Origin of the sequence: Halorhabdus sp. SVX81 (assembly GCF_029207715.1) — an archaeon.
Taxonomy (GTDB): Archaea; Halobacteriota; Halobacteria; order Halobacteriales; family Haloarculaceae; genus Halorhabdus.
On record NZ_CP104322.1, the window covers coordinates 2,557,132 to 2,574,398 of the forward strand.

Consider the following 17,267-nt stretch of genomic DNA (forward strand, 5'->3'; position numbering starts at 1 on the left):
CGTCACTTCCGCCACGGAATCTATCTGACTGCAGTTTAGTACGTGGATTCGAGATATCCGAGAATCTCTTTTACCAGTCCCGGCTCGAAGGTCCAGTACCCGCGGTATTCGTTCGGCCCGACCTCTTCGGCGACGAGGGCAGCCATGCGATCCTCGTCGCCGTCGCCATCGTGGACGACGAACCACGAGTCCCGGAGCTCCGGGGTGTCGCCGGCGTGGACGGTCAACTCGTCGGCGAATGCCGGTGGGTCCCAGTCGTCGACGCCGTAGACGTGGGTCTCAACGGCCGACGTAGCGAGCGTTTCGTATGCCGCCGCAGTCCCACGTTCGTCGCGCAACCGTGAGAGCCGCTGGAACGACGAGTGGAGGACGCCGCCGTCCGTTTCGAGCGCCAGCGATTCGATGTGCCTGGAGATATGGATCAGCAGAAATTTCTGTTTGTCCGCGACGGTGAAGGTCACGTCCGAGAGGTGCGCGACGACCTCCGGCGTCTCGACGTCTTCGAGGGGGACGGTTCCGGTCACGTAGAGATCCGAGTTGACCAGCAACAGCGTCTCGCTGATCTCGCCCAGCTGTGAGATCGCCAGCGAGCCGGATTGTTGGTCCCGCAGGAGGACGACGTCGCCCGGTGCCTCGGGGTCCTGGCTTTCGGTAATCGAGACGCTATCGTCCTCGAACATCCCTTCGAGCATTCGATAGAGCGGATCGACTGACTCGCGATTGAGGACTGTCACCGTCTTCTCCCGGTCCTCGACGGCGTCGATAAACGAAGAGATCCCCATTGGCACCCGGTTGGGTAGCCGGGGATATAGCTTCGGTGGTCGCCGCAACGATTCGGCTGCGATCGGTAGCCATTTCTCCGACCGCAAGCACTGCTGGAACATGCCGACAGTCGATACCGATGGCGTGAGCCTCCGATACGACACTACTGGCTCCGGCCCGGCCGTCGTCTTCGTCAACGACGTCGGCTTTGGCGCGTGGCTCTGGAGCTACCAGCACACCGCCGTCGCCGGCCCCTACGAGGCAACCGTCTGGGATCTTCGGGGAACCGGCGACGCCGACGCGCCCGAGGGCCCGTACACGCTCCCGTCGCTCGTCGCCGATCTCGCGGCAGTCGTCACCGCCGTCGATTCGCGGCGTGTCCACCTCGTCGGTGCCGGATTGGGAGGCGTCATCGCTCTCGAATACGCCCGCCACCACGACCGGGTGGCGAGCCTCACGATCCTCGGGACGGCTCCAGGGGACGCTGTTGACGAGGACGCGCTGTCGGCCATGGCCGCCCCGACGGACGATCCTGACGCGCTGGAGAAGTCGCTCGAAACGGCGTTCGCTCCCGGCGTCCCGGAGGCCCACCCGGACGTCATCGCCCGGATCGCCGAGTGGCGAGCGGCAGACGACGCCGAACCGGCCCGGTGGCGCGACCAGCAGGCGGCGTGGCTCGGGGCGTCTCTCGATGATCTCTACGAGATCACGACGCCGACGCTCGTGATGAGCGGCACTGCGGACGCTGTGGTCGATCCCGACGCGACGGCGGCGCTCGCCGATCGTCTCCCGCGCGGCGAGCATCGTCGCGTCGAAGGTGGCCACCTCTTTTTCGTCAGCGAGAGTGCGACCGTCTCCGACGAACTACTCGCGTGGCTCGACGAACACGCGGAGCGGGAACGATAGCGAGTGCTACCGGTGGGTTGGCAGGCAATCAGGTGAGACTTCGAACCCTGCCGGCGATGGGGCCGCCCCCGTCACTCGATCCCTTCGACATCGAGATCGTCCTGGACGGTTTCGAGCCACTCACCGTCGGCCAACTCCGCCATCTGCTCGCGAAAGTGTTCCTCACAGACCCCCACTGTGATGTCCCCCTTTTCAACCGCCACGTCCGCTTCCCGTTCGCAGTAGTGACACTGCATATCCCGAACCTATGAATCCAGAGACATTCAAGCCACCGTTATCGTCTGACGAACGGCTGACGGTCGGCGCTGTCCCGGTGAGCAGCGGACCCCGATCACGTCCCGGACACCACTGCGTCCAGGGCCGTGCAGACGCGTTCGTAGCCCGCCCGTCCAAGCCCCGCCGCCCCGAGTGTTTCCCCGTGGGCGTCGCTTCCGCCCGTCGCGAGGAGGTCGTGAGTGGCGATCGCGTCGTCGACCGGCGTTCGATCGACCGCCCTCTCGTAAGGATACTCCCGTTCGATCGCATCGAGACTCCCAGCGTGCGCCAGCGCGGCGTCCGGATCGTCGTACCGGAGCGGGTGGGCAAGGCCGATTAGCGCCGCTGCTTCCTCGAGCAGCGCCCGCCCGCGCTCGACGGTGGGGAGGTCGCGGGCGACGTAACAGGGTTGGTCCGTGCCGATGAGCTGATCGAAGGCGTCCTGGACGGTGTAGTGGTCGTGACTGTCGGCGACTGCCTGCGCGATGTGCGGCCGGCCGACACCCGGGTGCACGTCGAGATCCAGGTTGACGCCGAGGCGATCCTCGACGCAGTCGATGATCTTCCGGGCGCGCTCGATACGGTCGCGCTGCAGGCGCTCGGTTTCCGCACGAAGCGCCGGCGTCGGATCGATGCCGTATCCGAGGAGATCGAGTCGCTGATCGCCGGTCGTCACCCGGAGTTCGATCCCGGCGATCACCGTTACGCCGTCGCGTTCGACGACCGGCGCGTCGACGGGTGGAAGGCGGTCGTGATCCGTCACGGCGACTGCCCTGAGGTCGGCTTCTCGGGCGGCTTCGGGCACTTTCTCGGGTGGAAGTGTCCCATCGGATCGCGTCGTGTGGACGTGGAGGTCAGCGACGATCATCGCTGGTGGGTGGCCCCCTTGTCGCTCGCTCGGAACACGTCCTGCCGTCTGGCATATTGAAACGTTGGTCCCCGTCGCACCTATCGTTTGGGTTTGCGCGGGTAGTGGTCGAGATTCATTCCGTCCGGCAATGTGCCGAGAACCGGCCACTACTCCGAGCGCAAATCGCGGACGTTCATGTACTCCCTGAGGGGATCGACATCGAAGTCCGAATCGGCGACGACCAGCTCGGCTCCCGTCGAGCGTGCCGTCGCAGCGATCATCATATCCCGGGGAGACAGTTGTACCCCGTCTGCCATCATCTCCTGTTGCAATCGCACCGCCTCTATCGCGACAGTCTCGGAGAACTCTATGGCCTGCACGCGGCCGAAGTCCTGGCGTCGCTGGTAGATATCGGTCGGGCCGGGCGCGTGGACCTCGCCGACGAGGACTTCGAAGACGCAGATACTCGAGGTGAGAAGCGTATCTTGATCGTCAACGAACGCGACTACGTCGTCGACATCGCCCAAGTAGTCGATGATGACGGACGTATCGAGAAAACTCATCGGTGAGGCTCGAAACTCTTCCGGGACTGTTTGAGAACTTCTCGAGCGGCGTCTACCTGGTCTTCGTCCCAGACGCCAGGATTCATCGTATCGCTTTCGCGGGCGAGTCGCGAGAGCAACTCATCGTACGTTTCGTCTTCCTGCTTGAGCCGGTTGAGGAGTTCTTTTGTGTTGTCGGACACGCGGATTGTGCTTCCCATATGTATAATTCAATTATACAGGGTTGTAGGTGTTTCGCCGATCACTCAACCGGCAGAAAAACGATGGCTCAGGTGCCCTGGTCGAACTAACTCTCGAAGCCGTCGCCGACATCGGCCGGCCAGGTCGGGCTCTCCGACGCCGAGAAAGACGCGATCGACTTCTCGGAGGGAAACGCTTCGGTCCCCACGCCTAGACGGTGGAGAGCAATATTTTTGAAGAGGAGCTGACGACTGGGATCAGTTGAGCGTACGCGCGAGCGAAGCGAGACGCGACCGGGGGGAGCGTCTCGGAAACGCGAACGGTGGAACCGTGAGCGAAGCGAGCGCGTTTCACTGCGAGCGAGCCGTCGGCTCGCGAGCAGGACGTTTTTCGCCCACGTTTTTACAAGGAGTGGTGCGCCGCAGGCGCACCCGACGCCGTAAAAAGGTGGTATGGGACCGCTCGGATGTTGAACCAGAGGAAGACATGCTCACTCGCTTCGCTCGTTGCGCGTGACTTCCAGGGTTCAAATCCTCGCTATTGCATGCTTCGCTCGTCACGTCCGTTCCTCGCAGAAGCATGGGACCGCTCGGATTTGAACCGAGGTCAACGGCACCCAAGGCCGCAAGGATACCAAGCTACCCCACGGTCCCGTACCCACAATTACGACGACGCGAGGTAAAGCGTTTCGTTCGTAATATTGCTAGAGTCGAGACCACCGGAGACAGCGTGAAAGCCTCACCCACACCAGCTGCCCGACCAGGAGACACGGGAGGGACTGAAATGGGCGAGCCTCCCGACTCGAACGGTCCGGGGCTTTCACGCGGTTTCTACCGACAGTCTCCCCGTTCAATCCCTCTTTCGATCTCACTGGCCAGAAAGCACATACGACGTCACGTAGAAGTACAGATATGGTAACAGGTATCGAAGTCGCGGCGCTGGTGGTCGTCCTCGGCGTCGTCTTTGGCGCGTACTGGATCGTCAAGGCAATCAAGCCGTTCGTCTGGAACGCGGTGATCGGCCTCGTCGTTTTCCTCGTCGCCGAGATGGCACTCGGACTGGAAGTGGCGATATCGCCGCTGGTGCTGTTGATCGTCGCCATCGGGGGCTTGCCCGGCGCAATCGTTGTGATCCTGCTGTCGGTGCTGGAGGTCGCGTTCGTCCCCGCCGTGATCATCGCGGCATTCTGACCCTGTCAGTACTGGAGTGATCGACCACAGGCGACTCTTCGCGACGATCTCCCTCTCCGCGAGCAGTGCTCAATAGGCGTCCATAGCCATCGGGAGCGATCCGATGAGAGACGAAGCCATCTATAGAGAAACGACTTTATATCGTATTAAATAGTCTATGGAGAGTTCTAAAGCCGTTTCACGGAAAGGCTTTTGTCCCTGACGGAGCGGAAAACAGATGGATATGTCACGACGACCTGAATCGTCGGGAACGGCGGGAGGACGCCAAGTCGCCGCGTTGGTTGTGATGGCGATGGCACTGATGGCCGTTGGCGCGGCCGTGGGTCCGGGCGGTGTCACAGCGGCAGCCGCCCCGACTACCGAGCCGGCCGACCTCAACGAGTCGGTCGATCCCGGCGACGGGACCAACCTGACGATCATCCAGTACAACGACGTCCAGACGGCGATGGCCGATAGCGAGGCGATGGGGACGCTCGTCGGCGCGATCAACGACCGCAAGGCCGCACTCGACAATCCGACGCTCGTGGTCGGCGGCGGCGACGAGATCAGCCCGAGTTCACTCTCGGCGGTCTCGCAGTGGCGCGTCCCGGTCGACGTCTTGAACGTCCTGAACCCGGCCGCGGAGGTCGTCGGCAACCACGACCTCGACTACGGGTTCGAACCGGTCTCGAACGTCAGCGACACCTCCCAGTTCCCGTGGCTCGTCGCCAACATCCGCGCCGCGGACGGCGGGAACGTTCCCGGCACGCAGAACTACACGACCGTCACACGCGACGGCGTGAAAATCGGCATCCTCGGCCTCGTCGACGACGCCGTCAAGCCGAAGACGGCCGTCGACTTCGAGGAAGAAGGCTACGAAGTCACTGACTTCTCGAACGCCGGCAGCCAGGTCGCCGAGACCTTGGAGAAAGAGGAGAACGTCGACGTCGTCGTGGCGCTCACCCACACCGGCATTCCCGAGTCACGCGAACTCGCCAACGAGACGGACAACATCGACGTGATCGTCTCCGGTGACGACGAGGTCACCTACGGGCCGGAAGTCACGTCAGGATCGGTCATCGTGGAGGCGGGCGGTGAGGCCGGCCACCTCGGCGAGGTCAACCTCTCCGTCAGCGAGAACGGCGTCGGCTTCACTGACGGCCGTCTCCACGACCTCGGTGAGGGCAACTGGACGGTCAACGAGTCGGCCCGGAGTGTCGTCGAAGCGGGCTTCGCCGAGCAACTCTCGCGGGTCGCCGGCGAGACCACCCAAGCACTGGATTCGACGAGCGCGAACTACGCCGACGATACGGGCTGGGGGCGGATCATCGGCGACGCGTTCCTCGAACAGACCGGCGGCGACGTCGCGGTGACCAACGCGGGTGGCATTCGCGGGAACTTCGTGATCGAGGACGGGAACATCACTTACGACGATGTCTACACCTCCCTGCCGTTCGGCAACACGCTCGTGACCAAGGAGATGACGGGCCGACAGCTCCTCGACCTTCTGGACAGCCAGGTCACGCCCCCGAGTGATGACTACGGCAGCCAGCCCCAGCTACAGGTCGGCGGCGTGACCTACGAGTTCATTGACCGGCCTGGCGCATCCTCGGCGATCGGCGATGTCTACGTCGACGGCGACCCGATCGCGATGGACGACACTTACGACGTCACGGTCAACTCCTACATGGCCGGCTGGGACGACCTCGCCGACCTGCCGACGGTCGACGAGGATTACACCCTCTATGGCACCGCGGTCGTGCACTACATCGAGGAACGCGGGACGATCACGCCGCCCGAGGAGGACCGGATCCGGCGGGTCACCCGATCCCTCGAGGCCCCCTCGATCGCGGCCGAGGGCGAAATGACGACCCTCACCTACGACGTCCCTGACGCGGTCGAGTCGATCAACGCGTCGACGTTCACGGTCATGAACGAGGACTCCGAGACGGTCGCCGTCGCGGACGCGACGCTGGCCGACGGCCAGCTTACCGTCACGGTCGAGACGGCTGCCTTAGAGAGCCTCTCGGCGTCGAGTGACGCCGTTACAGTCTACGGCCACTACGCCGACAGCGAGGTCGACGCGGTCCGCAACGGCCACGACGATTCGGTGCTCAGCGCCGACGCGACGCTCGCGGTTGAGGCCGGCCCCGCACTCGGCCCTGACGTCTCCGAAGACCACGACGGCGACGGCCTGGCCGAGGACGTCGACGGCGACGGGACGGTCGACGTCACCGACGTCCGGACGCTGTTGAACAACCGTAACAGCCCGGCCGTCCAGAGCAACGTCGACACCTTCGACTTCGACGACGACGGGGCGGTCGACGCCGGCGACGTCCTCGCGCTGTTCCGGTCGATCTACTGAGGCTCGAAGACAGGACCCACTACCACATTCGGTGCTGCAGGCAGTTTGAGTCGCCCCGTCGATCCGGCATCCGGTACCTCGACGTGGCGTTCTTCGGTCTCTTTGCTATTCACGATGCTTCATCGACTGGCTACATTCTGACCTGCTCATCTCGAGCGCTCGTAACAGGTAGCGGACTGAGTTGTCTGTGGATCCCATCAATCCATCGTCACGTGTTGACAATCCGCTTCCATTCGGATTCCGGGCGAGCCGTCGGTCCCGTTCTCGACCCATAGCTCGATGCCCGCGCGATTCGGGTCATCGCAGGGCAACTCGGGTTGCTCAAAGCCGGGCCAGTCACGTTCGAACCGGGTTCCGTCGACGGACACGGTGACTGTCTCGGGGTCGGTCGATGCCTCGAACGGGGCGTCCTCGTCGGCTTCGTTGGCATCCGAGAGACGGTAGTCTTTCGCGAAGAGTACGTCCCCACTCCCGTTTTTGACCGTCACGCTGACGTCGTGGCTCTCCTCGCGTTCACCTAGATAGACGGTCACCCAGTGAGCAGGAGTCGAAGCGGATCCCTGCGTTATACAGCCACCGACGATGGCAAGCGCCGCACTCGAACTACCCAGGAAGGCTCGTCGAGTAATGGAGGGCATCAGACTGATGCAGAGAAGGGATTTGGGTAATAGTTACTATGAATGCTATATAGGTATGTATACGTCCCAGCGTCGTCGGTTACTGATCCCGTGAACCCACCCGCCGTTACGTTGTTTGACATCCCCAATCGACGTTACAGCCCCCAGAAGAGGGCAATTCCGAGCGTCGTGACGACGGCGAAGATCGCTTGCAGGGGCGCTCCCGCCCGCACGTAGTCCATGAACTCGTAGCCGCCGGGCCCGTAGACGAAGAGGTTCGTCTGGTAGCCGATGGGTGTCATGAACGCCGTCGAGGCGGCGAAGGTCACCGAGAGCACGAACGAGAAGGGATTGGCTCCGAGCGCGACGGCCGCCTCGACGGCGACGGGGATCATCAACACCACGCTCGCATTGTTCGAGATGACGTTCGTCAGCAGCGCCGTCACGACGTAGATCAGCCCGAGGACGACGATCGGCGGGAGCGAGGGGGCAACGGCGACGATCCCGTCAGCGAGCAGTGCCGCGCCGCCGGTGACCTCCAGGGCGATCCCCAGCGGAATCACGCCGGCGAGCAGGAAAATGACGTCCCACTCGACGGCGTCGTACATCTCGGCGGGTTTCAGACAGCCGGTGAGGACCATCCCGAGCGCGCCAGCCAGCGCCGCCACGGCGATGTTGATCGGGGTCAGTGCCGCCAGGCCGACGACGGCGGCGACGATCCCGATCGCGACGGGGATCCGCGACTCGCGGTAGTCGGGTCGGTCGACCTCCTGAGCGACGATGAAGTTGCGGTTGTTGTTGAGGCGGTCGATGCTGTCGGTCGCCCCCTGGACGAGCAGGGTGTCGCCGACCCGGAGTCGCGTTCGATCCATCCGGTCGCGGATGACGGCCCCGCCGCGGCGCAGGGCGAGCACGGTCGTGTCGTAGCGTTGCCGGAAGTTCGCGCTCGCGAGCGTCTCGCCGACCAGGAACGATCCGGGGGCGACAACGACCTCGACCAGGTTGTGGCCTTCCTCGGGGGCCTCCAATTCGGTGTCAGTGACGGCCACGTCGCCCAGCAGGTCGAACCCGTCGACGTCCATGAGCTCCACGAGGGTGTCCCGATCGGTCCGGAGCGCGAAGACGTCGCCGGCCTGGATCACCTTCTGGCCCAGTGGCTCCAGAAAGACCGCGTCCTCCCGGATCAACTGGACAACGTCGACATCGAAGTCCGTGCCCTCGAGGGCCTCACCGACGCGCTGGCCGACGACCGGCGAATCATCGCGGACGACGACCTCGGTCAGGTATTCGGCCATGTCGTACTCGCTGGTGAGGTCCTCGGCGGGTTTGATCCGGGCTGGGACGAGTTGTCGCCCGATCGTCATGAGATACACCAGCCCGACGGCCATCATGATCACGCCGAGGTGGGTAAACTCGAACATCGAGAAGGCGTGAAGCTCCGGAATGCCGAGATCGCGGCCCAGCCGGGCCGAGAGGTCGCTGGCGAGGATGTTCGTCGAGGTGCCGATCAGCGTGAGCGTCCCGCCGAACATCGAGGCATACGACAGCGGCAGGAGGAGTTTCGAGGGCGAGGTCTTGCCTTTCTCGGCGAGGTCGGTCACCATCGGCAGGAGGATGGCGACCGCGGCGGTGTTGTTGATGAACCCCGAGATCGGGCTGACGATCCCGACGGTCGCGCCGAGTTGCCGGGTCTCGTCCTCGCCGGTGAACGCCCCGACTTTCCGGCCGAGGATCTGGATCACGCCGGTCCGTCGCACGCCGGCGCTGAGGATGAACATCGCCAGGACGGTGATCGTCGCGACGCTGGCGAACCCCGAGAGGCCGCGCTCGACGGCCGTCACCTCGCTGCCCGGCGCGCGCAGGACGTAGACGGCCGACTCGAGGACGCCCCACTCGACCAGCATCGTCGAGACGGGTTCGACGACCAGCAGTGCGATCATGATCCCGATGGCCGTGACGTCGACCGGGACGGCCTCCGTGGCGAACAGTACCAGTGCCGCGAGGATGATCGCGAAGACGATCACCATCCCGGGGTCCAGCCCACCTAGCACGTCCGTCACACAGTCGCCTGTGGACAAAAAGCCACCTCTGTCCCACCTGCCTTCGACCAGACACTGCTTGCTATCCGGTCGTCTCCATCGCCAGCACGCCGCCGGGAATCGTGTTCGCAATCAGGAACTTTATGTCGATGTGGCGAGGCGACACACGCATGGCAGTCCCCGACACCGCAGAGACGGTCCGGGCGGTCATCGACGAGATCCGCTCGGCGGTCATCGCCGACCCGACGGTCCTCGAAGAGGTCACCGCCGCCATTCTCGCCCGCGGCCACGTCCTCCTCGAAGACGTCCCCGGGACGGGAAAGACACTGACCGCACGCTCCTTCGCGACGGCGCTGGGCCTGGAGTTTTCCCGGATCCAGTTCACGCCGGACCTGATGCCCGCCGACATCACCGGGTCGTACATCTTCGAAGAGGGGGCCGAGGAGTTCCACTTCACCCCCGGCCCGGTGTTCGCGAACGTCGTCCTCGCCGACGAGATCAACCGCGCGCCGCCGAAGACCCAGTCGGCGCTGCTGGAGGCGATGGCGGAAGGCCAGGTGACGGTCGACGGTGAAACTCACGCCCTCCCGGAGCCCTTCGTCGTCATCGCAACCCAGAACCCCGTCGAACAGGAGGGGACCTTCGAACTCCCCGAGGCCCAGCGCGATCGCTTCATGATCAAGACCTCGCTGGGCTACCCCGACGCCGATGGAACCCGCGAGTTGATCGACCGCCGCGCGGATCGCGACCACCCGGACCCGACGGTCGATCGTGTCGTGGATCGAGCGGCCGTCCTCGACTTCCAGGAGGAAGCCGGGACGATCACCGTCGAGGATCCGGTTCGGGACTACATCGCCGACCTCTGTCGGGCGACCCGCGAGGACGGCCGCGTCGAGGTCGGCGTCTCCCCGCGCGGCGTCCAGCGGCTGTTCGAGGCCGCTCGCGCCCGGGCCGTTCTCGACGGTCGCGAGTTCGTCGTTCCCGACGACGTCAGCCGGATCGCCCGCCCCGTGCTCGCCCATCGGCTCGTCCTGACGCCGGAGGCCAGTGTCGAAGGCGTCTCCCGACGGTCCATCGTCGAGTCGGTCCTCGGGACGGTCTCGGTGCCGGCGATGGACGAGCCCGCAGCCGAACAGTAGCCGGCGTTCGAGTAGCGCTGTTCCTCAGCCGAACAGTAACCAGCTTCCGAGCAGTACTGCGCCCAGTCCGAGGACGACGGCCAGCATCGCCGGGGCCGAGAGGACAGGTGCGAACAGCGTCGCGGCGACGAACCCGAGGGCCGCGACTACGAACCCCGCGACGGCGATCGCTCCACTCCAGCCAACGCGGACGAACTGCGGGAGAGGTCTGGCCCCGTCGCGACCGACTTCCCAGCCGAGGATTCGACCGTACTTGCCGACGTCGGTGACGAACGCGGCCGTGGCGAACAGGGTCAGCGCCGCGGTCGCTTCGAGTGCGGCCGCCACGCTGAACCCGCGTTCGAGTTCGACGCCCGCACCGGTCACGATCCCGCCGATCCCCAGCGCGATCGCGACGGCGATCGTCGCCGCGGCTGAGAGCGCTGCGCCCCTCGCGTCGTCGGTGCGTTCGACACCGTAGGCCCACGCGAAGCTGCCGCCGACACCCAGGACCAGGGCAGTACCCACCAGAACGGAGAGCATCTCCCCCGTCGCGACGCCGAACGAGACTGCGAGGGCGACGAAGCCGCCGACGCCGAGGAGCGCGCCCGCGAGCATCGGCACGGCGAGGTTCGGCTGCGTGCTCGCCCGCGACCATATCTCCCTGACGACCGCTCCGACGGCCGCGAGCGCGGTCCCGGTCGCGATCGTGACGGCGAGGGGCACGCGAACGACCGCGCTCCCGGCGAGGGCCCCAACGACGTCGGCCATCCCGGGGACGTACCGACTCACGGACGCCCCGCCGGCGAGGACCACCGTGGCGATTGCGAGTCCGACGACGGCCCCTCTCCTGATCGTCCGATACCGCCCGAAGGTCTCCGGGCGAGTGAGCGCAGCGGGCGGGATCGCGAACGCACTCGCCGCGACTGCGAGTGCGGCGAGGACGATCGAAACTCTGAGCCCGAGGCTGCCCGTCCCGCCGAGCCACACCAGCTCCGACACCGCCGCCCCGACGCCGCCGGCCGTCTCGACGGCGAGTACCACCGCCGCCCAGACCGTCGCGGCGACCGCACCGTACATCGCTGCCACTCCCCCGCGTCCGACTGATTGTGGCGTGAGCCCGTCGACGGTGAGCAGCCCGACCCCAGCGCCGATCACGATCGCGACCAGGGCCAGGACACCGGCCATCGGGTCCGCCCCCGTCACGCCGACGCCGACCAGTCCGACACTACCCCCGGCGATCGCGACGTACAGGCCTGTCGTAAGCCCGATCCGCCAGTACGAGCGCGTGAGTCCGGCCATTCCGACGACCAGCCCGATGCCGAGCACTGCCCCTGGAATCGCGAGGGGGGCGTGGATCCCAAGCGACAGCACGCCGGCGATCGCGGCGATCACGACCGCCGCGCCGATCGGCTCCGGTATCCGTGGATCCAGGGTGGCTGTCGTGTGCTCACCGTCCCGATCGTGTCGCGCCGTCATCGTGTTCTCACCCCACTGATCGCGTTCTGCAGGACGACTCCGAGCGGTCGCGTCCGGTCCCAGTCGACGACGCGGGCCCCCGCAGACCGGGCACGGGCGAGTCGGGTTCGGCGGACGACCGCCTCGAACCGGCGCTCGAGCCCCTCGCCGTCGACCGGGTCCGGCGAGACGACGCGAACGGTGTATCCCCGGGTTCGGAGACGCTCGACCAGTTCGACCGGTCTGTCGTCGACGAACGACGAGAACAGGTAGAGCTGTGCTTCACCGGGCAGCGAGGGTTCGATCTCCCCGAACGGGTCCGTGGCCACGCCGAAGTGCCAGAAGCGACTGTTGGTGAGACGCTCGCTCGATCGTGCCGACTCGAGCAACGTCGCGGCGGCTTCCCGGGTCCCCGAGTTGGTTCCCGGCGGGACGGCGGCGTGGTCGTCGTCGGCGACGGCGACGACCCCGGTCGGGTGGCCAGCCTCGACGAGCGTCTCGACGGTTCGCTCTGCGGCGTCGGTCGACAGTTCGGCGGCGGCAAGTCGGTCCCGGGACGCCCCGCGGAACTGGTTGTGCCGTGCGTCGACGAGACAGACGATCCGGGTCGCCCGCTCGGCGCGATACTCGACGGTCGTCAACTCTCGCGTCCGGCCGTAGCGACGCCAGTCGATCGAGCCCACGGCGTCGCCCGGCTCGTAGTCCCGCACGGCGTAGAACTCGACGCCGCTGCCCCCGTCGTCGGTCGGTACCGTGCCGGCGAAGTCGTTGGCCCCATCACGCAGCGGCACCGACTCGATGGGTGGCTCACAACTGAGTGCGTCCGCCCCGGTCGCCGCGACGTCCCAGGTCTCGACGACGGTCCCGGTGAGGTCCCGCGTCCGTGCGGTCACCGGGTCGAAGGTGTGCTCGCCGCGCTGGAGTTCCAGGTCGTACTCGAGGGTCACGGCCTCGCCGGCGTCGAGACTCACGCAGACCCGTGGCGTCCCCTCGATGACCGGGAGTTCCGTCGGGACGCCGTCGACGACCCGAAGGTCGACGATCGGTTCCGAACCGGCGTTCTCGACGGTCGTCCGGACGGCGACGACGTCGCCCGGATCGCCAGCGAGCGGCTCGTCGCTGCTCGCCGTCGAGTCACTGTCTCCGCCGGAACCGTCGACGGCGACCTCCCGAGTGGCCCGAACCGTCGCGTCCTCCTCGGTGCCGACAACGCTCGCGGCGGCGTACCAGAGCGGCACCGTCGCGGCGACGAGCAGGAACGGACTCCCGGCGACGAACCCGATCCCGGCGACGAGTAGCGTCGCCGCGAACGCCGACTCGGAGCGCCCGACCCGATCGACCGTGCGCCCGGTCATCGCGCCCCCTCCTGAACGGCTGCATTCGTGCGGTCTGTGCCGCTCTCCGCCGTGGTCCCCGCCGTCTCGGCGGCCCGCTCTGGGCCTGACGCTGTCTCCGTCTGCTCGGCGGAGGGCTCCGCGTCGGACGCTGTCTCCGCCGTCTCGCCGGGCGTCGTCGCGCCGATCGCCTCGATCGCCGCGAGCGTGCGTCGAACCCGGCGGGTGTAAGCTGCGCCCGGGTCGATCGCGCCGCGGAGTCGTTCGGCGAGGGGCGGCGAAACTGTCGGCGAGAGAAACGCGGCCGCGACAGGGTCGTCGGTCCACTCGCCCGTCCGGATCGCGTCCCGAGCGGCTTCCCGTCCGAGGCCGTTGTTCGCGACCAGCGTCCGGATCGCCCCGTCGTGCAATCGGCTCCGGACGTCCGTTTCGGCCTCGTCGCGTTGACAGCGATACCGGTCGGTCGCCGCCTGCTCGATCGGATTCCCGGCGGAGACGTCTCGAACCGACCGAATGCTGCCACGTTCCGGCGGCTCACCGTCGACCAGCGGGTCGGGTCGGGTTTCCTCAGTCACTGCTCCTTTCAGCCCCCACCAGGCCGTCACCAGAACGATGGCCGTCCCGATCAGCGGCAACAACACTGCCAGGCCGTGTAACACGCCCAGCAGCGTGCCCGAGACGGCGACGAAACTCCCGACGAGTAGCGTCAGGACGGCCGCGGTCCCACCGACGAGGACGACGCCGACGCCGACGCGCTCCGGGTTCTCGGGACGGAAGCGACCTACTGTGTCGATCAGTGACTTGAGAGCGCTCATTCTCCGCTCACCCCTGTCGAGCCGTCCTCCGCTCCCGGTGGGTCCTCCTCGTCGTCCTCGAAGGTGATCAGGTCGCCAGCCGCCGCCCGAGCGCTGGCGACGCGATCGGGTGAGGGCTCTCGCCCGCCGTACTCGACCTCACGCACGATCGCGAGGAGTCGCCGGACGCTGTCGGCGGGGAACCCGTCTCTGATGGCCCGGCGAGCGACTCTCCCGGGCGTTACCGTCTCGCGGCGACTCAGGTCGAGCCGGTCGACGAACCCGTGCCAGGCCGCCCGAATCTCCTCTCTCGGGGTGAGCGAGACGGCGGGCTCGTCCGTGTCTGTGGGCTCTTCGACGACATCGTCGGCTTCCTCGCTATCGTCGCCGTTGAGCCACTCGACGAGCCGATTGGGGCCCAAACGCGATGTGCTGGAGCCGTTCGGCGAGCCGCTGACGGCGTCTCGAAGCGAGCCGAACGACGGCAGTGACACCGCGATCCCACCCAGCGACGGCATCGAGATCGCGGTTCCGATGGCGGGCAAGCGCCACCCACCGAGTCCGGACAACGACGGACGGCCGATCGACGCGACGGACTTCGGCCAGTCGGCGAGCGAACGGCGCAGGCGACCGATCGCGCCGGAGAGCCCTTCGAGGACGCCGGCGAGTCCGACGAAGACGGCGACGACGCCTTTGGCACGGCGTCGCTGCCGGAGCGCGGCGAGTTTGAGGTACGTCAGGACGCCGCCGATGACGAGTCCGGGGACGATCACGACCACGGCCGCCAGCCGGAAGTACAGGTTGCCGACCGTCGTCGTCGCCGATTCCGTCCCGACTGTCGCCCTCACGGTCGCCGAATCGTCGACCGGCAACCAGACCATCGCTCTGCCGTCGCCCCCAGTCGTGGCGACTGACTCACCGCTGATCTCGACGCGTGCGTCACTGACAGGTGCGCCGTCGGCCGAGACGACGACGTGTGCGGGGAATCCGGGGAACAGCATGGGTGTGGCGAAAGAGACTGTCGGCTCGGGGACGTCTACGACCCGCTCGGCGGTGACTGGCCCCCGCTCGACGCCGATCTCGACTGGCCCTGCCGAGGGCGGCAACGGGACCGTCGCGTCTCCCTCGCTGTCCGTCGAGCCGACCCGCTCGCCGTCGACCGTTACGACCGCGCCGGGGACTGGCTCCGTCTCGACGCTGGCGGTGATCGACAGCGTCCCGTTCGGCGCGGCCGCGGACTGCTCGTAGATCGTCGCGTTCGTCTCGATGTCGACCGTCCGACTCGTCTCTTCGCCCTGGATCCCGATCGTCATCTCCTCGGCATAGGGGACGCGGACGTCGAGGTTTTCGAACGACTCGATGTCGCCGACCACCTCGCCGTCGACGGTGATCGTGTTCGTCTCGAAGGGGTCGGGACTCTCGGTCCGGACGGTCAGGCGAGTCCCCGGCACCGGCGACCCGGAGACCTGGATATCGCGTTCGGTGTCCGCCTCGTCGTCGCTCGGCTGTTGCTCGGTACTGGTATCGTCTGGCTGTGCGGCTGGATCGGTCGTGTTCCGCTCGCCCGAATCCCACTGCCCGGCGACGACGTCCCCGCCGTCGGTCCCGGGCGGGTCGAGCCGCGGATCGGCAGCCGGGAGCGCGCTCGCGACCACGATCAGGCAGACGACGGCTCCCAGCGCGAACAGCGCGCGGCGGGCGTCCGTCATCGCTTTCCCTCCCGTTCGGCCGTTCCACCATCTCGTTCGGCCGCCGCGGCCAGTTGCTGCAACCGGCGGATCCGTTCGCCGACCGGCGGGTGGGTGTGTCCCGTTGCGCCGCTGCGTTGCTCACCCGCCGTTTCGACCCCCGGCGTTTCGCCGTCGAGCCACGCCCGCAAGCGGTCGCGACGCTCGTGGTCGCCCGGCGGTCGGGCGGGGGTCGGGACCGATCGAACCACCCGACTGTCGATCAGCGGCGACGGCACGATCGACAGCGCTTGCATCGTGGTCGTCCGCAGGTCCTTCTCGGGCGTGTGGTGACCCGATTCCGTCAGCGAGGAGAGCGCGGTCGCCAGCGCCAGCGGCCGGCCGGTGATGTGGGCAGCCGCGGCGTCGGCGGCGTACTCCCGGGCGTGCGAGAGCGTTCGGGTCGCCCAGTCGGCGACGGTCGGGAAGAGCCAGAGGATCGGCGCGACGAAGACGTACGTCAGCGCGACCAGCGGAAGGAACCAGTAGAGGGCGACCTTCCCACGGACGGAGACGTCACCGGGCGACTGGATCGCCCGGCGTGCGAGTCGCGCCGCCCGATAGGCACGCTCGGCGATCTCCAGAAACAGCGTCGTGACGGTCATCAGCGTCACGTCCCGGTTTCCGACGTGTGCCACCTCGTGGGCAAGGACGGCCGCGAGTTCGTCGGCGTCGAGTCGCTCGATCAATCCGGTGGTCACGACGATCGTCGCGTCGGTGAACCGGCCGACCGTATAACAGCTCGGTTCGTCGTCGTCGACGACCCGGACGCCGGGTTCGGGGATGTCCGCTGTCATCGCCAGCCGGCGGACGATCCCCGCGACAGCATGATCCGCGTCTTCGCGCCCGCGCTGCGTGTGTGCGAGGACGCGCTTGTAACCGTAGTACAGCTGTGCGCCGAGGAAGCCGGCGACGAGGACGGCGACTGTCTGCCAGGAGACGGGAAGCTGGAGGAGGTCGAAACTCACAGTCCCGTGACGTGCGAAGACGATCGTCCCGGCGACGACCCCAGGCAACAGCACGCCGTAGGCCCAGAGGATCGCAACCACGAACAGGACGTTCAGCCCGACGAGGACCCCGAGGACGGCACAGATCCGTGTTCGGTTTCGCATGGAGGGGAGTGTCCGGTG

16 protein-coding genes and 1 tRNA gene are annotated in these 17,267 nt (G+C 66.7%); 4 read left to right on the forward strand and 13 right to left on the reverse strand.

Features of this window, described 5'->3' with window-relative positions; translation table 11 throughout:
- Nucleotides 1-35 precede the first annotated feature (35 nt).
- Nucleotides 36-782 (reverse strand): DICT sensory domain-containing protein, encoded by a 747-nt coding sequence (locus SVXhr_RS12835; RefSeq protein WP_275737656.1) that lies wholly within the window; start codon nucleotides 780-782, stop codon nucleotides 36-38.
- Nucleotides 783-882: 100 nt separating this feature from the next.
- Here SVXhr_RS12835 and SVXhr_RS12840 point away from each other — a divergent pair, with 100 nt between their 5' ends.
- On the forward strand, nucleotides 883-1,668 hold the full coding sequence (locus SVXhr_RS12840; RefSeq protein ID WP_275737658.1) for an alpha/beta hydrolase: 786 nt from the start codon (nucleotides 883-885) through the stop codon (nucleotides 1,666-1,668).
- Between the two features lie 71 nt (nucleotides 1,669-1,739).
- Here SVXhr_RS12840 and SVXhr_RS12845 read toward each other — a convergent pair whose 3' ends face one another.
- The 5 genes from SVXhr_RS12845 to SVXhr_RS12865 all read right to left on the reverse strand — a co-directional run bounded on the left by SVXhr_RS12845 (nucleotide 1,740) and on the right by SVXhr_RS12865 (nucleotide 4,169).
- Nucleotides 1,740-1,904, reverse strand: a complete 165-nt coding sequence (locus SVXhr_RS12845; protein ID WP_275737660.1) for a DUF6757 family protein — start codon at nucleotides 1,902-1,904, stop codon at nucleotides 1,740-1,742.
- Between the two features lie 95 nt (nucleotides 1,905-1,999).
- Entirely contained in the window at nucleotides 2,000-2,791 is a 792-nt protein-coding gene (locus SVXhr_RS12850) for a PHP domain-containing protein (protein WP_275737662.1), read from the reverse strand.
- A gap of 149 nt (nucleotides 2,792-2,940) precedes the next feature.
- Entirely contained in the window at nucleotides 2,941-3,336 is a 396-nt protein-coding gene (locus SVXhr_RS12855; protein ID WP_275737665.1) for a PIN domain-containing protein, read from the reverse strand.
- Nucleotides 3,333-3,536 (reverse strand): antitoxin VapB family protein, encoded by a 204-nt coding sequence (locus SVXhr_RS12860; protein WP_008524316.1) that lies wholly within the window; start codon nucleotides 3,534-3,536, stop codon nucleotides 3,333-3,335. Before SVXhr_RS12860 ends, SVXhr_RS12855 begins: the two co-directional genes overlap by 4 nt.
- A gap of 560 nt (nucleotides 3,537-4,096) precedes the next feature.
- Nucleotides 4,097-4,169, reverse strand: a tRNA-Pro gene (locus SVXhr_RS12865).
- Nucleotides 4,170-4,427: 258 nt separating this feature from the next.
- On the opposite strand from SVXhr_RS12865, the gene SVXhr_RS12870 reads away from it, so the two are divergent.
- Nucleotides 4,428-4,706: a pro-sigmaK processing inhibitor BofA family protein gene (locus SVXhr_RS12870; protein ID WP_275737669.1), complete on the forward strand. Its 279-nt coding sequence runs from the start codon at nucleotides 4,428-4,430 to the stop codon at nucleotides 4,704-4,706.
- Nucleotides 4,707-4,929: 223 nt separating this feature from the next.
- Entirely contained in the window at nucleotides 4,930-7,050 is a 2,121-nt protein-coding gene (locus tag SVXhr_RS12875; RefSeq protein WP_275737671.1) for a bifunctional UDP-sugar hydrolase/5'-nucleotidase, read from the forward strand.
- A gap of 197 nt (nucleotides 7,051-7,247) precedes the next feature.
- Here the strand turns inward: SVXhr_RS12875 and SVXhr_RS12880 are convergent, their stop codons facing one another.
- The gene (locus SVXhr_RS12880) at nucleotides 7,248-7,688 is read right to left on the reverse strand and encodes a hypothetical protein (protein WP_275737672.1); all 441 of its coding nucleotides are present in this window, start codon (nucleotides 7,686-7,688) and stop codon (nucleotides 7,248-7,250) included.
- 134 nt (nucleotides 7,689-7,822) lie between these two features.
- Nucleotides 7,823-9,694, reverse strand: coding sequence for an SLC13 family permease (locus SVXhr_RS12885; protein ID WP_345799515.1), 1,872 nt, complete (start codon nucleotides 9,692-9,694; stop codon nucleotides 7,823-7,825).
- 182 nt (nucleotides 9,695-9,876) lie between these two features.
- On the opposite strand from SVXhr_RS12885, the gene SVXhr_RS12890 reads away from it, so the two are divergent.
- On the forward strand, nucleotides 9,877-10,845 hold the full coding sequence (locus SVXhr_RS12890; protein WP_275737674.1) for a MoxR family ATPase: 969 nt from the start codon (nucleotides 9,877-9,879) through the stop codon (nucleotides 10,843-10,845).
- 24 nt (nucleotides 10,846-10,869) lie between these two features.
- Here SVXhr_RS12890 and SVXhr_RS12895 read toward each other — a convergent pair whose 3' ends face one another.
- From SVXhr_RS12895 to SVXhr_RS12915, 5 genes are read right to left on the reverse strand one after another with little or no spacing between them, the layout of a single operon-like run.
- Nucleotides 10,870-12,303: a hypothetical protein gene (locus tag SVXhr_RS12895; RefSeq protein ID WP_275737675.1), complete on the reverse strand. Its 1,434-nt coding sequence runs from the start codon at nucleotides 12,301-12,303 to the stop codon at nucleotides 10,870-10,872.
- The gene (locus SVXhr_RS12900) at nucleotides 12,300-13,637 is read right to left on the reverse strand and encodes a DUF58 domain-containing protein (RefSeq protein ID WP_275737676.1); all 1,338 of its coding nucleotides are present in this window, start codon (nucleotides 13,635-13,637) and stop codon (nucleotides 12,300-12,302) included. Before SVXhr_RS12900 ends, SVXhr_RS12895 begins: the two co-directional genes overlap by 4 nt.
- Entirely contained in the window at nucleotides 13,634-14,431 is a 798-nt protein-coding gene (locus SVXhr_RS12905; RefSeq protein ID WP_275737677.1) for a hypothetical protein, read from the reverse strand. The genes SVXhr_RS12900 and SVXhr_RS12905 overlap by 4 nt, the downstream gene beginning before the upstream one ends.
- Nucleotides 14,428-16,119, reverse strand: a complete 1,692-nt coding sequence (locus SVXhr_RS12910; protein ID WP_275737678.1) for a DUF4129 domain-containing protein — start codon at nucleotides 16,117-16,119, stop codon at nucleotides 14,428-14,430. The genes SVXhr_RS12905 and SVXhr_RS12910 overlap by 4 nt, the downstream gene beginning before the upstream one ends.
- Nucleotides 16,116-17,249 carry a M48 family metalloprotease gene (locus SVXhr_RS12915; RefSeq protein ID WP_275737679.1) on the reverse strand — a complete coding sequence of 378 codons (1,134 nt, stop codon included), beginning with the start codon at nucleotides 17,247-17,249 and terminating at the stop codon, nucleotides 16,116-16,118. Before SVXhr_RS12915 ends, SVXhr_RS12910 begins: the two co-directional genes overlap by 4 nt.
- Between the last annotated feature and the right edge of the window lie 18 nt (nucleotides 17,250-17,267).

Bases quoted from the DNA above. Each gene is read 5' to 3' on its own strand.
- SVXhr_RS12880 (WP_275737672.1), bottom strand. From the start codon at position 7,688: ATGCCCTCCATTACTCGACGAGCCTTCCTGGGTAGTTCGAGTGCGGCG.
- SVXhr_RS12890 (WP_275737674.1), top strand. From the start codon at position 9,877: ATGGCAGTCCCCGACACCGCAGAGACGGTCCGGGCGGTCATCGACGAG.
- SVXhr_RS12910 (WP_275737678.1), bottom strand. From the start codon at position 16,119: ATGACGGACGCCCGCCGCGCGCTGTTCGCGCTGGGAGCCGTCGTCTGC.
- SVXhr_RS12905 (WP_275737677.1), bottom strand. From the start codon at position 14,431: ATGAGCGCTCTCAAGTCACTGATCGACACAGTAGGTCGCTTCCGTCCC.
- SVXhr_RS12875 (WP_275737671.1), top strand. From the start codon at position 4,930: ATGTCACGACGACCTGAATCGTCGGGAACGGCGGGAGGACGCCAAGTC.
- SVXhr_RS12900 (WP_275737676.1), bottom strand. From the start codon at position 13,637: ATGACCGGGCGCACGGTCGATCGGGTCGGGCGCTCCGAGTCGGCGTTC.
- SVXhr_RS12840 (WP_275737658.1), top strand. From the start codon at position 883: ATGCCGACAGTCGATACCGATGGCGTGAGCCTCCGATACGACACTACT.
- SVXhr_RS12855 (WP_275737665.1), bottom strand. From the start codon at position 3,336: ATGAGTTTTCTCGATACGTCCGTCATCATCGACTACTTGGGCGATGTC.
- SVXhr_RS12845 (WP_275737660.1), bottom strand. From the start codon at position 1,904: ATGCAGTGTCACTACTGCGAACGGGAAGCGGACGTGGCGGTTGAAAAG.
- SVXhr_RS12915 (WP_275737679.1), bottom strand. From the start codon at position 17,249: ATGCGAAACCGAACACGGATCTGTGCCGTCCTCGGGGTCCTCGTCGGG.
- SVXhr_RS12870 (WP_275737669.1), top strand. From the start codon at position 4,428: ATGGTAACAGGTATCGAAGTCGCGGCGCTGGTGGTCGTCCTCGGCGTC.
- SVXhr_RS12835 (WP_275737656.1), bottom strand. From the start codon at position 782: ATGGGGATCTCTTCGTTTATCGACGCCGTCGAGGACCGGGAGAAGACG.
- SVXhr_RS12860 (WP_008524316.1), bottom strand. From the start codon at position 3,536: ATGGGAAGCACAATCCGCGTGTCCGACAACACAAAAGAACTCCTCAAC.
- SVXhr_RS12850 (WP_275737662.1), bottom strand. From the start codon at position 2,791: ATGATCGTCGCTGACCTCCACGTCCACACGACGCGATCCGATGGGACA.
- SVXhr_RS12885 (WP_345799515.1), bottom strand. From the start codon at position 9,694: ATGGTGATCGTCTTCGCGATCATCCTCGCGGCACTGGTACTGTTCGCC.
- SVXhr_RS12895 (WP_275737675.1), bottom strand. From the start codon at position 12,303: ATGACGGCGCGACACGATCGGGACGGTGAGCACACGACAGCCACCCTG.